Below are 12,673 nucleotides of genomic sequence, written 5' to 3' on the forward strand. Positions count from 1 at the left end.
ACAGGAGCCCGGCGGCCCGCCCGCTGCGCCGATAGGGTGACCGGCGTGAAGACATGGGGGCGCAGGGTCAGGTTCACGGCGGTGCTGGCGGTGGTGGTGCTCGCACTCACCGGTTTCTCGCGCGGGCACTCGCACAGCAGGCACCGAGGCGGGGGCGGGAGCGGGAGCGGTGGGGGCGGATGCAGCAACTCCCGCCAGGACCACGACACCTCCACGTCGTCCCGCGGGTCGTCCACGGGCGGTTCGGGTACGGGCGGCACGTACCGCAGCCGGCCCGCGTACCGCGCGACCGCGACGCCCTCCGGCGGCCGGGGCACCGCGCGCCCGCTCCAGGACGCGTCCGCCCGGCTGGTGAGCTGCGCCACCGCCCAGAAGCCGTACACGACCGCCGAGGTGCGCAACCCCAATGACCGCACCGGGTCGTTCGGCGTCCAGGTCACCTTCCTGGGCCGGGACGGCGCCGAACTCGGCCACCGCTACGAGGTGACCAAGGTGGCCGCGAAGGCGGCCGCGACCCTGCGGGTGGAGGCGGATCCCGGCGTCCTCGCCCGGCTCGGCCACTGCGAGGTCGCGCCCACGGCGGCCGCCGTCGGCTGAGGGCCGCCGTCGACGGGGGACCGGCGGTGGCTCAGCGCACCCGGTGTCTCAGCGCACCCGGAAGTCCCCGCCCCGCCGCCCCGCGAACAGCTCCGCCTGCCGCGCGGGCGGCAGGTTGCCGAGCGCGATCAGGTGCGGCGCCTGCGCGTAGGCCTGCGCGCGTGCGGCCTCCCCGGCCGCCCACAGCGCCCGTACCGTCCCCTGCACCGCCTGTGCCGGATACCCGGCGACGACGGTCGCGCAGCGCACGGCGGCCGCCAGCGCCCCGCCGGGCTCGGTCAGTTCGGAGACCAGCCCGATCTGGTGGGCGCGGTGGGCGGAGATCCGCTCCGCCGTCCCCATGAGCATCATCCGCGCGGCCTCCCCGTAGGGCATCCGCCCGGCCGCCAGCACGGACTCGTAGGCGCTGACCATGCCGTAAGTGGTGTGCGGGTCGAAGAAGGCGGCGGTGGTGTCGGCGACGACGAAGTCGCTCTCGCCCAGCAGGTAGAAGGCGCCCCCGCAGGCCATTCCGCGCACGGCGGCTATGACCGGCTTCCACAGGTCGTTCGCCTTGGGCCCGATCCGCAGCAGCGGGTCGTCGAGCATGTACGGGGAGGCGGGCTGCGGCACCACCGCGTCCCGGTCGACGCCCGTGCAGAACGCCCGCTCGCCGGCCCCGGTGAGCACGACGGCCCGTACGGAGTCGTCGAAGCGCAACGCCCGCCAGCAGTCGGTGAGTTCGGTGGCGAGGGCGAGGTCGATCGCGTTGAGCCGGTCCGGCCGGTCCAGGGTGACGACGGCGACGCCGGACTCCTCGTCGGTGCGGACGCCGAGGCTCACGGGCGCTCCAGGACCCACTGCGGCCGGCCGGACGCGTCGAAGACGGCCGTCACCCGGGCGCCTATCCCGAGGCGCTGCGGGGGCACCGAGTCGAGCCGCGCGCCCACCTCGCTGACGACGTTGCCGACGAGCCGGATGCGCGGGTGGTCGGCGAGTTCGACGACGACCACGTTGTACGGCGCCTGCTCGGCGTAGTCCGGCAGCAGCGGCGGATGCGGCACGGCCCAGGACCAGATCCGGCCGCGCCCCGAGGCCGCGCGCCACTCGCTCGCGAAGGACCGGCAGTGCGGGCAGCAGGGGCGTGGCGGGAAGCGGACCTCGCCGCAGTCGGCGCAGGCCTGCACGCGCAGTTCGCCCTGGGCGGCGTACTGCCAGAAGGGGGCGCCGTCGGCGTCGGTGACGGGTTCGAGCATGCCGGTCTCCTCAGTTCGTCAGCAGCAGGGCGGAGGTGGGGACGCACTCGCCGGCCGTGACCAGGCAGGCGGCGGCGCCCGGGACCTGGGCGGTGCTGGTGCCGCGCAGTTGCCTCACGCCCTCGGTGATGAGGTTGAAGCCGTGGACGTAGGCCTCCGAGAGCCCGCCGCCCGCGGTGTTGAGGGGGAGCCGTCCGCCGGTCTCCAGGGCGCCGCCCTCGGTGAACGCCCCGCCCTCTCCCCGGCCGCAGAAGCCGTAGCCCTCCAGGGAGAGCGGCACGAGGGGGGTGAACGCGTCGTAGATCTGCGCCACGTCCACGTCCGCCGGGGTGAGGTCGGCGTGCTTCCACAGGTGGCGGGCGGCGGCCCAGGAGGGGCCGCTGAGCGGGTCGTCGTTCCAGTAGTTGACCATGCCGTGGTGCTGGGCGGGCAGGCCCTGGGCGGCCGCGTGGACGAGGACGGGGCGGTGCCGGCAGTCGCGGGCGCGCTCGCGGCTCACCACCACGCAGGCCAGCGCGCCGTCCGTCTCCAGGCAGTTGTCGTAGAGGCAGAGGGGTTCGCTGATCCACCGGGAGGTCATGTACATCTCGCGGGTGAGCGGGCGGTCGTACATGATCGCGGCCGGGTTCTGGTTGGCGCGGTTGCGGCACGCGAGGGCGACGTTGAACAGGTGGTCGCGGGTGGCGCCGTACTCGTGCATGTAGCGCCGGGCGAGGACGGCGATCTCGTCGACGGGCCGCAGCAGGCCGAAGGGGCGCGTCCACTGGGCGGGCGTGGGCAGTTGCGCGGTGGCGCCGGTCCAGGGGCGGGGCCCGCTGCCGCGTTTGCGGGAGCGCCAGGCGACGCCGACGGTGGCCTGGCCGGCGGCGATCGCGGTGGCGAGGTGGGCGACGGTCGCGCACGAACCCCCGCCGCCGTAGCCCGCCTTGCTGAAGAAGGTGAGATCGCCGAGGCCGAGGGCCTTGGCCAGCTCCACCTCGTCGGTCTCCTCCATGGTGTAGGAGGCGAGGGCGTCGACCTCGCCGGGGGCCATGCCGGCGTCGTCCAGGGCGGCGAGCACGGCCCGGCAGGCGAGGGTGCGTTCGTCCTCCGGGAGGCGTCTGGCGAAGGGCGTCTGCCCGATTCCGACGATGGCCGTGGCGTCCTTGAGACCGGGTCCTGGCATGCGCGCACCTCCGCTGGCCGGCTGCGTCCGCCGCTGCTGACAGGCCGTCAGGTTACCGTTAATCTGACGGTCAGTCAGGTACGGGTTTCGTCGCGTTCGGGAGGCCGGCGGTGCGCGGTGACGAGGAGTGGGGCAGCATCCCCGGGCTGGTCCGTGCGGCGGCCCGGCGGTACGGGGACACCGAGGCGGTGGTGGAGGGCCGTACCCGCGTCTCGTACGCGGAGCTCGGCGCGCGGGTGGAGCGGGCGGCGGCGGCCTGCCTGGCGCGCGGGGTCGGGGCCGGCGACCGGGTCGCGATCTGGGCCCCGAACTCGCTGGACTGGACGGTCGCGGCCCTGGGCGCGGTGTCGGCGGGCGCGGTGCTCGTGCCGCTGAACACCCGCTTCAAGGGCCGGGAGGCCGCGTACGTGCTGCGGCGCGGCGGGGCGCGGCTGCTGTTCGTGACCGGCACCTTCCTCGGCACCTCCTACGTCGCCTCGCTGCGCAGGGCGGCGGGGGAGGGGCCCGGCGAGGGGCCGCTGCCGGGGCTGCCCGCGCTTCAGGAGGTGGTGGTGCTCTCGGACGACGCCCCGGCCGACTTCCGCACTTGGAAGGAGTTCCTGGCGGGCGGGGACGCGGTGAGCGCGGCGCGGGTGCGGGAGCGGGCCGGGTCGGTGACCGGGGACATGCCCTCGGACATCGTCTTCACCTCGGGCACGACCGGCCGGCCCAAGGGCGCGGTGATCACGCACGCGCAGACGCTGCGGGCGTACGAGATCTGGAGCGACCTCGCGGGACTGCGGCACGGCGACCGCTATCTGATCGTGAACCCCTTCTTCCACACCTTCGGCTACAAGGCGGGCGTGATCGCCTGCCTGATGCGGGGCGCGACGATGATCCCGCAGCCGGTGTTCGACGCGGCGGCGGTGCTGGCGAACGTGGCGGCGGAACGGGTGTCGGTGCTGCCCGGGCCGCCGACCGTGCACCAGTCGATCCTGGACCATCCGGCGCGGGACGCGCACGACCTGTCGGCGCTGCGGCTGGTGGTGACCGGTGCGGCGGTGGTGCCGCTGCGGCTGGTCGAGCGGCTGCGCGGGGAACTGGGCGTGGAGACGGTGCTGACGGCGTACGGGCTGTCGGAGGCGAGCGGCATCGTCACGATGTGCCGGCGCGGGGACGCGCCCCGCGTGATCGCCTCGACCTCGGGCCGGGCGATCCCCGGCACCGAGGTGCGGGTGGTGGACGCCTCCGGCTCCCCGGTCCCGGCGGGCGAGCCGGGCGAGATCCTGGTGCGCGGCTTCAACGTCATGCGCGGCTACTACGAGGACGAGCCGGCCACCGCCGAGGTCCTCACGCCGGACGGCTGGCTGCGCACCGGGGACGTGGGCGTGCTGGACGGGGCGGGCAATCTGCGGGTCACCGACCGGGTGAAGGACATGTACGTCGTCGGCGGCTTCAACGCCTACCCGGCGGAGATAGAGCAGCAGTTGGGCCTGCACCCGGACGTGGCCGACGTGGCGGTGATCGGCGTCCCCGACGCCAGGCTGGGCGAGGTGGGCCGGGCCTACGTGGTCCGCCGCGAGGGGGCCGTCCTCACGGCCGACGACCTGATCGCCTGGGCCCGCCGCGAGATGGCGAACTACAAGGTGCCGAGGTCGGTGGAGTTCGTACGGCTGCTGCCGCGCAACGCGAGCGGCAAGGTGGTCAAGGGGGAGCTGCGGCGGCGGACGTGAACGGCGCGGGCCGCGGCGGTTCCCCCCGGATCCGCCGCGGCCCGCGCGGGCGCCCGCTCCCTCACCCCTACTTGGGCTCGGACGTGATGTGGGTGTTGTCCGGCGTGACGGTGCCGCCGTCGCCGCTGTCGCCGGCGGCCTGCTCGACGTCCGTGATGTGCGTGTTGAGCGGCGTGATTCCGGCGTTCGCCTCGGCGTCGGTGATGTGCGTGTTGAGCGGCCTGACGGCCGGCTCGTCCTTGCTGGTGTCGCTCATGGTGATGAACTCCCCTGAAATGTGCCTGCGTTGTCGAGGGCCCGCCCGGCCACTCCCCCGAGGGCGGCCGGACGGGCCCACTGCGGTCGCCACTCTAGATCGCGAGCGCGGCGACCTCACCACCGTTTCGCCTGCCCCCCGACGCGACGATCCGGTGACAACCACCCTGCCGTGAGCCGATAAACGAACGATGAACGCCCCACACAGCCCACCCGCCAACCCTTGGCCCCGCCCCGGGGCTCAGGCTGCCGCGGCCGGTGTCAGGAGGTTCTGGACCTCCGCCGCCTCCGGGGAGTTGAGCTGCTGGTAGATCTCCAGGGCCTCGCGCCAGCAGGCCTGCGCCCGGCCCCGCTGGCCCAGGGCGGTGAGGGCCTTGCCGAGGACGGTGAGGACGTTGCCCCGGCGCCAGGCGCCGCCGATGCCCCGCAGGGAGGCCAGGGCCATCTCGGCGTTGGCCGCGGCCTGGGCGGGGCGGCGGGTCAGGAGGTCGACCTCGGCGAGGCGGAACAGGGCCATGCCCTCCCACAGCCGCTGCCTGCTGGCCCGGAACACCTGGAGCGCCTCGCCGAGGTGGGCGCCGGCGTCGGCGGGGCGGCCGCCCTTGGCGAGGGCCATGCCGAGCGCGTAGTGGCCGTTGGCGGCCTTGAGGGAGTGCCCGAGCTGCTCGTACATCTCCATGCCCTGCCGGGCGAGGTGCACCGCGCTGTCGGCGCGCTCGGTCTCCAGGTGCAGCCGGGAGAGGTTGCACAGGGCGGCGGCCGCGCCGGACAGGTCGCCGCAGGCGCGGAAGTCGGCGATGGCCCGCTCCAGGTACTCCTCCGCCTCGGCGAACCGGCCCCGGTAGAAGTTGAACGCGCCGAGGATGTTCGCCGCCCAGCAGCACGGCAGCGGATCGCCCGCCGCCTCCGACAGCGCCAGCGCCTGCCGCGCCTCCTCGTCCGCCTGGTCGAACTGCCCCGACCAGTGACGGGCGTTGGCCAGCACGAGCACGGCCCGCCCCTCCGTGCGGGCGTCCCCGGCGGCGCGGGCCGCATCACGCAGGGCGGCCGCCGCGGCCTCGTACTCCCGCGCGTTGGCCCCCGACTCGGCGAGGTCGACCGCGGCCCACAGCAGGTCGACCGCCCGCCGCAGCGCGGCGCCGCCGGAGGACTGCCGTACGCAGGCCAGCAGCGGCACGGCCTCCGAGTACAGCCAGTCCTGCGCGGCCGGCCCGTCGGCGAACTCCAGCCCCACCGCGCCGGTCTCCTCCAGGTGGTCCACCAGCCGGTCCCCGGGCCGGTCGATCGCGAACACCCGTGCCGCGGTGGCGAGGTAGAAGTCCAGCAGCCGCGACAGCGCCGCGTCCCGCTCGCTCGGCGGGTGTTCGTCGCGCTCGGCGCATGCACGCGCGTAGAGCCGGACCAGATCGTGGAAGCGGTAGCGGCCGGGCGCCGCCGACTCCAGCAGCGAGGTGTCGACCAGCGCCTCCAGCAGGTCCTCGGTGTCGTCCGCCGGCAGGTCCAGCGCGGCCGCCGCGGCCGCCAGGGAGATGTCCGGGCCGTCGGCCAGGCCCAGCAGCCGGAAGGCGCGCGCCTGGGCGGACTCCAGCTGCCCGTACCCCAGCTCGAAGGTCGCCTTCACCGCCAGGTCGCCGGCCTGGAGCTCGTCCAGCCGCCGCCGCTCGTCGGCCAGCTTGGCCGCCAGCACCGACACCGTCCAGGTGCGCCGGGCCGCGAGCCGGGACGCCGCGATCCGGATGGCCAGCGGCAGGAAACCGCAGGCCGCCACCACGTCGAGAGCGGCCTCGCGCTCGCCGGCCACCCGCTCGGCGCCGACGATCCGCGTGAACAGCTCGAGCGCCTCCTCGGGCGACATCACGTCCAGGTCCACCAGGTGCGCGCCCGCGAGGTCCACCATCCGCACCCGCGAGGTCACCAGCGCCGCGCACCCCTCCGTGCCCGGCAGCAGCGGCCTGATCTGCGCCGCGTCCCGCGCGTTGTCCAGCAGCACCAGCACCCGGCGCCCGTCCAGCACCGACCGGTACAGCGCCGCCCGCTCCTCCAGCGAGTCCGGCACCGCCGAGTCCGCCGTGCCGAGGGCGCGCAGGAAGGCGCCGAGCACCGTCTCCGGCTCCGCGGGCCTGGGCCCCGCGCCCTGGAGGTCGGCGTAGAGCTGTCCGTCCGGGAAGGCGGCCCGTGCCCGGTGGGCCACGTGCACGGCGAGCGTGGTCTTGCCCACCCCGCCGATGCCCGCGAGCGCGGACACCGCCATCACGCGGCCCTCCGCCGAGGCCAGCACCTCGCCCAGCTCGGCGACGAAGGACGCCCGCCCGGTGAAGTCGGGAACGGTGGCGGGCAGTTGCGCGGGCCTGACGGCCGCCACCGGGGCCGCGGCCACGGGAGAGGGCGGCTCGGCGAGCACCGGGTCGGCCCGCAGGATCCGCTGCTGGAGCTCGCGCAGCTCGGGCCGCGGGTCCACGCCCAGCTCGTCGGCGAGCAGCCGGCGGGTGTCGGCGTAGACGGCCAGCGCCTCCGCCTGCCGGCCGCTGCGGTACAGGGCCAGCATCAGCAGCTCGCGCGGCCGCTCCCGCAGCGGATGGGCCGCCGTCAGCGCGGTCAGCTCGGAGACCGCCTCCGCGTGGTAGCCCTGCTCCAGGTCCATCTCGAGGCGGGACTCCAGCAGTTGGAGCCGCCATTCCTCGAGGCGCACCCGCTGGGCCTCGGCGTAGGGACCCGGCACCCCGGCCAGCGGCTCGCCCTCCCACAGGTCCAGCGCCCGCCCCAGCGCCTCGCGCGCGTGGCACAGGTCCCCCGCCGACCGCGCCTTCTCGCCCTCGGCCGCGAGTTCCTGCGCGACCGCGAGGTCCAGCGCGCCCTCGCCCAGCCCGCGCACCGCGTACCCGCCGGACTCGCTGACCAGCACGCCCGGATCGAGGACCTTGCGCAGCCGGGAGGCGTACGTCCGCAGCGCCGCCAGCGCCTGCGAGGGCGGCTCCTCGCCCCACACGGCGTCGATCAGCTCCGACGCGGTCGCCGTACGGCCCCCGCGCAGCAGCAGCGCGGCCAGCAGGGCCCGCTGCTGGGGGGAACCGGTGGGCAGCGGCTGACCGCACCGCCAGGCGCGCACCGGGCCGAGCACGCCGAAGCGCAGCCGGTCCGGCTCCGCCGGGGAGTCCGCACGCCGCTGCTCCGGCACTCGCGGCCCGCCGTCCGGGCCACCAGGCGCGGCGCCGGAGTCCCGCGGTACACCGTCCATGCCGTCCCCCTAGACATTCCGACCAACCACGTCAGTTTGCCTTGTTCCGGCCGCGGGCGTCAGCCGCCGGAGACGCCGATCACACGGCGGCACACGGGAGTTCACAAAGCCCTCACATGCCCCGCGTACCGGCGGGCGCGGACGTCACCGCCGTACGGCCCCGGCGCGGTAGCTGACGGTTCGTCAGATCGGCGCTACGGTGACGCCCATGGAGACGACGAAGACCCCCGCGGACGCGCACGACAGCGCGTTTCCCCTGATCATCTCGGTGGACGACCACACCGTGGAGCCGCCGGACGTCTGGCGGGACCGCCTGCCCCGCCGCCACCGCGACACCGGCCCGCGCATCGTCCGCGCCCCGCTGAAGGAGATGACCTTCCTCGGCGGCCGTTTCAAGCCGGTCATGGGCGACCTGGGCGACGAGGGCCCGCTCGGCGACTGGTGGGTCTACGAGGACCTGCGCCGCCCCCTCACCCGCCTCGACACCGCCGTCGGGTACGACAGGGACGAGATCAGGCTGGAGGTCATCACCTACGAGCAGATGCGCCCGGGCTCGTACGACGTCGGGCACCGCCTCGCCGACATGGACGTCAACCACGTCCAGTCCGCCCTGTGCTTCCCCACCTTCCCGCGCTTTTGCGGCCAGACCTTCACCGAGGCCGCCGACCGCGACCTCGCCCTGCTGTGCGTGCGGGCCTACAACGACTGGATGGTGGAGGAGTGGTGCGGACCCGAGGCGCACGGACGCCTCATACCCCTGACCCTCATCCCCCTGTGGGACGCCGGGCTCGCCGCCGCCGAGGTCCGGCGCAACGCCGAGCGCGGGGTCCGCGCCGTCGCCTTCTCCGAGATACCCCCGCACCTGGGCCTGCCCTCGGTGCACACCGACGACTGGGACCCCTTCCTCGCCGCCTGCGCCGAGACCGGGACCGTCGTCGCCATGCACATCGGCTCCAGCAGCCGCATGCCCAGCACCTCCAAGGACGCCCCGCCCGCCGTGGGTTCCACCATCACCTTCGCCAACTGCTGCTTCTCCATGGTCGACTGGCTGATGAGCGGCAAGTTCGAGCGCTTCCCCGGCCTGAAGGTGATGTACGCCGAGGGCCAGATCGGCTGGATCCCGTACATCCTGGAGCGCGCCGACGTGGTCTGGGAGGAGAACCGCGGCTGGGGCGGGGTGGCGGGCAAGGTCCACCGCCCGCCGTCCGAGCTGTTCGCCGAGCACGTCTACGGCTGCTTCTTCGACGACGCCTTCGGCCTGCGCAACCTGGACGCGATCGGCGCGGGCAACGTCCTGTACGAGACCGACTACCCCCACTCCGACTCCACCTGGCCGAAGTCCCGTGAGATCGGCGAGGCCCAGATGGGCCACCTCGCCCCGGACGTGGTCGAGCGGATCGTGCGGGGCAACGCCATCGGTCTCCTCGGCCTGACCGACGACGGCCTGTGGCCCGGCGGTGCCCGGTGACGACCGCCGGGCCCACCGCCGGCCTCACCGCCGGACACGCCGCCGGGCCCCTCCGTTACGGCATGCAGCTGCCCGTCCAGTCCCAGTCCACGCTCTACGCCGAACCCTGGGAGGCGGCCGCGGGCCCGGAGGACCTGGTGGAGATCGCCCGGACCGCCGAGCGGGCGGGCTTCGACTACCTGGCGAGCTGCGACCACGTGGCCATTCCGCGCCGGCTCGCCGCCGCGATGAGCACGGTCTGGTACGACCCGGTCGCCACCCTCGCCCACCTCGCGGCCGTCACCGAGCGCGTCCGGCTGCTCAGCCATGTCGCGGTGGTCGGGCTGCGCCACCCGCTGATCACCGCCAAGCAGTACGCCACCGTCGACCACCTCTCCGGCGGGCGCCTCATCCTCGGCGTGGGCGCCGGACACGTACGCGAGGAGTTCGAGGCGCTGGGCGTGGACTTCGCCCGGCGCGGCGCGCTGCTCGACGAGTGCGTCGACGCGCTGCGGGCCGCCCTCGGCCCCGAGGAGTTCCCCTCCCACCACGGCGAGTTCCACCGCTTCGAGGGCCTCGGCCAGCGCCCCCGGCCCGCGCAGGGCGCCGTACCCCTGTGGGTGGGCGGCTCCTCGCCCGCCGCCGTGCGCCGGGCAGCGCTCAAGGGCGACGGCTGGCTGCCGCAGGGCGACCCGCGCGACCGGCTGCCCGCGCAGATCGCCCGCATCCGCGAGCTCCGCGAGAAGGCGGGGATCTCGGGACAGCCCTTCGTGATCGGCGCGATCACCGAGCCCCTCCACGTCGGCACGCCCGCCTGGGACGTCGGGCACCGCACCCTCACCGGGACGCCGGAGGCGCTCGCCGAGTCCCTGCGCGCCTACCGCGCGATGGGCGTGCACCGGATCCAGGTGCGCTTCCGCAGCCGCAGCCGCACCGAACTCACCGACCAGATATCCGCGTTCGGGGCCGAGGTCGCCCCCTGTCTCGACTGAGGAGAGCCATGGGCAAGCTGGACGGCCGTGTCGTGATCGTCACCGGCGCGGCGCGCGGGCAGGGGGAGCAGGAGGCCAGGCTGTTCGCCGCCGAGGGCGCGCGCGTGGCAGTGGCCGACGTGCTCGACGACCGGGGCGAGGCCCTGGCCAAGGAGATCGGGGCGCTCTACGTCCACCTCGACGTGGGCCGCGAGGACGACTGGCGCTCGGCCGTGCGGGCGGTCAAGGGCGCGTACGGCCGCGTGGACGGGCTCGTCAACAACGCCGGCATCCTGCGCTTCAACTCCCTGGTGGACACGCCTCTGGAGGAGTTCCTCCAGGTGGTGCAGGTCAACCAGGTGGGCTGCTTCCTCGGGATCAGGAGCGTGGCGCCCGAGATGGAGGACGGGGGCACGATCGTCAACACCGCCTCCTACACGGCCATCACGGGCATGGCGGCCGTGGGCGCCTACGCGGCGACCAAGCACGCGATCCTCGGGCTCACCCGGGTCGCCGCCCTGGAGCTCGCTCCGCGCCGGATCCGGGTCAACGCCGTCTGCCCGGGCGCGATCGACACCCCGATGTCCAACCCGGCCCGGCTGGACCCGGACGCGGACGCCGAGGAGACGAGCCGGGCCCTGGACCAGCTCTACCGCCGGCTCGTGCCGCTGGGGCGGATCGGCAGGCCCGAGGAGGTGGCCCGGCTCGCCCTCTTCCTGACCTGCGCCGACTCCTCGTACATCACCGGTCAGCCCTTCGTGATCGACGGCGGCTGGCTGGCCGGGGTCACGGTGGTCTGAGCGCCGGCCGCCGGCCGTCCGCTATTGACGGTCCGCGCGCCCGGTGTCACAGTCGGCCAACGAACGAAACTGACGGTCCGTCAGAAACGTGCAACTGGGAACTGGGGAGGGTGAACCGCCTTGGAATTCGGGCTCTTCGTACAGGGATACGTGGGCAAGCGCGCCGAGACCGACCCGCTCGCCGAGCACAAGGCACTGATGGAGGAGACCGAGTACGTCATCCAGGCGGACCGCTCCGGCTTCAAGTACGCCTGGGCCTCCGAGCACCACTTCCTGGAGGAGTACTCCCACCTCTCCGCCAACGACGTCTTCCTCGGCTACCTCGCCCACGCCACCGAGCGCATCCACCTCGGCTCCGGGATCTTCAACCCGCTCGCCCAGGTCAACCACCCCGTGAAGGTGGCCGAGAAGGTCGCCATGCTCGACCACCTCAGCGAGGGCCGCTTCGAGTTCGGCAGCGGACGCGGCGCCGGCTCGCACGAGATCCTCGGCTTCCTCCCCGGCATCACCGACATGAACCACACCAAGGAGATCTGGGAGGAGACGATCGCCGAGTTCCCCAAGATGTGGCTCCAGGACGAGTACCAGGGCTTCCAGGGCAAGCACTGGCAGCTGCCGCCGCGCAAGGTCCTGCCCAAGCCGTACGGCAGGTCCCACCCGGCGATGTGGTACGCGGCCGGGTCCCCGCCCTCGTACGCCATGGCCGCGCGCAAGGGGCTCGGCGTGCTCGGCTTCAGCATCCAGAAGGTCTCCGACATGGAGTGGGTGCTGGAGCAGTACAAGACGGCGGTCGTGGACGCCGAACCGGTCGGCGACTTCGTCAACGACAACGTCATGGTGACCACCACCGCCATCTGCGCCCCCACCCACGACGAGGCCATCCAGATCGCGGTGAACGGCGGACTGCACTACCTGCCCTCCCTCGTCTTCCGCTACCACGACACCTTCCCCCGCCCCGAGGGCTTCCCCGTCTGGCCCGAGACGCTGCCCGAGTACACGGCGGAGTTCGTGGAGGTGCTGATCGAGGAGGAGCTGCTGATCTGCGGCGACCCCGACGAGGTGCTGCGGCAGTGCAAGCGCTGGGAGCAGGCGGGCGCCGACCAGCTCAGCTTCGGGCTGCCGGTCGGGGTGCCGAAGGAGGAGACCCTCCAGACCATCCGGCTCATCGGCGAGCACGTCGTGCCGAAGATCGACACCGACCCGGTGCACCGCACGACCCGCTTCCGCCAGGCGGCGTGAAGCGGCCCAGGAGGAGG

Annotated in this window: 11 protein-coding genes; 6 read left to right on the top strand and 5 right to left on the bottom strand. The window is 74.1% G+C overall.

Going from position 1 to position 12,673, the window contains the following annotated elements; translation table 11 throughout:
• Window positions 1-45 precede the first annotated feature (45 nt).
• Window positions 46-597: a hypothetical protein gene (locus IE217_RS20235; protein WP_190179305.1), complete on the top strand. Its 552-nt coding sequence runs from the start codon at window positions 46-48 to the stop codon at window positions 595-597.
• Window positions 598-645: 48 nt separating this feature from the next.
• On the opposite strand, the gene IE217_RS20240 is transcribed toward IE217_RS20235, so the two are convergent.
• The 3 genes from IE217_RS20240 to IE217_RS20250 are packed head-to-tail and all read right to left on the bottom strand — an operon-like array spanning window position 646 to window position 2,997.
• Window positions 646-1,419 (bottom strand): enoyl-CoA hydratase/isomerase family protein, encoded by a 774-nt coding sequence (locus IE217_RS20240; RefSeq protein ID WP_190179306.1) that lies wholly within the window; start codon window positions 1,417-1,419, stop codon window positions 646-648.
• The gene (locus tag IE217_RS20245; RefSeq protein WP_190179307.1) at window positions 1,416-1,832 is read right to left on the bottom strand and encodes a Zn-ribbon domain-containing OB-fold protein; all 417 of its coding nucleotides are present in this window, start codon (window positions 1,830-1,832) and stop codon (window positions 1,416-1,418) included. Before IE217_RS20245 ends, IE217_RS20240 begins: the two co-directional genes overlap by 4 nt.
• Window positions 1,833-1,842: 10 nt before the next feature.
• Window positions 1,843-2,997, bottom strand: a complete 1,155-nt coding sequence (locus IE217_RS20250; RefSeq protein WP_190179308.1) for a lipid-transfer protein — start codon at window positions 2,995-2,997, stop codon at window positions 1,843-1,845.
• A 110-nt stretch (window positions 2,998-3,107) separates the two neighbouring features.
• Here IE217_RS20250 and IE217_RS20255 point away from each other — a divergent pair, with 110 nt between their 5' ends.
• Complete coding sequence (locus tag IE217_RS20255) at window positions 3,108-4,709, top strand: FadD3 family acyl-CoA ligase (protein WP_190179309.1); 1,602 nt, start codon at window positions 3,108-3,110, stop codon at window positions 4,707-4,709.
• Between the two features lie 67 nt (window positions 4,710-4,776).
• Here the strand turns inward: IE217_RS20255 and IE217_RS20260 are convergent, their stop codons facing one another.
• Together IE217_RS20260 and afsR are read right to left on the bottom strand one after the other, a co-directional pair.
• The gene (locus IE217_RS20260) at window positions 4,777-4,965 is read right to left on the bottom strand and encodes a hypothetical protein (protein WP_190179310.1); all 189 of its coding nucleotides are present in this window, start codon (window positions 4,963-4,965) and stop codon (window positions 4,777-4,779) included.
• Between the two features lie 240 nt (window positions 4,966-5,205).
• Window positions 5,206-8,199 (bottom strand): SARP-family global regulator AfsR, encoded by a 2,994-nt coding sequence (afsR, locus tag IE217_RS20265; protein ID WP_190179311.1) that lies wholly within the window; start codon window positions 8,197-8,199, stop codon window positions 5,206-5,208.
• 208 nt (window positions 8,200-8,407) lie between these two features.
• On the opposite strand from afsR, the gene IE217_RS20270 reads away from it, so the two are divergent.
• From IE217_RS20270 to IE217_RS20285, 4 genes are all read left to right on the top strand, one after another.
• Complete coding sequence (locus IE217_RS20270) at window positions 8,408-9,667, top strand: amidohydrolase family protein (RefSeq protein WP_190179312.1); 1,260 nt, start codon at window positions 8,408-8,410, stop codon at window positions 9,665-9,667.
• A 62-nt stretch (window positions 9,668-9,729) separates the two neighbouring features.
• Window positions 9,730-10,638, top strand: coding sequence for an LLM class F420-dependent oxidoreductase (locus IE217_RS20275; RefSeq protein WP_190179313.1), 909 nt, complete (start codon window positions 9,730-9,732; stop codon window positions 10,636-10,638).
• Window positions 10,639-10,646: 8 nt separating this feature from the next.
• On the top strand, window positions 10,647-11,417 hold the full coding sequence (locus tag IE217_RS20280; protein ID WP_190179314.1) for an SDR family NAD(P)-dependent oxidoreductase: 771 nt from the start codon (window positions 10,647-10,649) through the stop codon (window positions 11,415-11,417).
• Between the two features lie 120 nt (window positions 11,418-11,537).
• Window positions 11,538-12,656 carry an LLM class flavin-dependent oxidoreductase gene (locus IE217_RS20285; RefSeq protein ID WP_190179315.1) on the top strand — a complete coding sequence of 373 codons (1,119 nt, stop codon included), beginning with the start codon at window positions 11,538-11,540 and terminating at the stop codon, window positions 12,654-12,656.
• The last annotated feature ends 17 nt before the right edge of the window (window positions 12,657-12,673 follow it).

The organism is Streptomyces naganishii JCM 4654 (assembly GCF_014650575.1).
Taxonomy (GTDB): domain Bacteria; phylum Actinomycetota; class Actinomycetes; order Streptomycetales; family Streptomycetaceae; genus Streptomyces; species Streptomyces naganishii.

Bases quoted from the DNA above. Each gene is read 5' to 3' on its own strand.
- IE217_RS20250 (WP_190179308.1), bottom strand. From the start codon at position 2,997: ATGCCAGGACCCGGTCTCAAGGACGCCACGGCCATCGTCGGAATCGGG.
- IE217_RS20270 (WP_190179312.1), top strand. From the start codon at position 8,408: ATGGAGACGACGAAGACCCCCGCGGACGCGCACGACAGCGCGTTTCCC.
- IE217_RS20245 (WP_190179307.1), bottom strand. From the start codon at position 1,832: ATGCTCGAACCCGTCACCGACGCCGACGGCGCCCCCTTCTGGCAGTAC.
- IE217_RS20275 (WP_190179313.1), top strand. From the start codon at position 9,730: ATGCAGCTGCCCGTCCAGTCCCAGTCCACGCTCTACGCCGAACCCTGG.
- IE217_RS20280 (WP_190179314.1), top strand. From the start codon at position 10,647: ATGGGCAAGCTGGACGGCCGTGTCGTGATCGTCACCGGCGCGGCGCGC.
- afsR (WP_190179311.1), bottom strand. From the start codon at position 8,199: ATGGACGGTGTACCGCGGGACTCCGGCGCCGCGCCTGGTGGCCCGGAC.
- IE217_RS20260 (WP_190179310.1), bottom strand. From the start codon at position 4,965: ATGAGCGACACCAGCAAGGACGAGCCGGCCGTCAGGCCGCTCAACACG.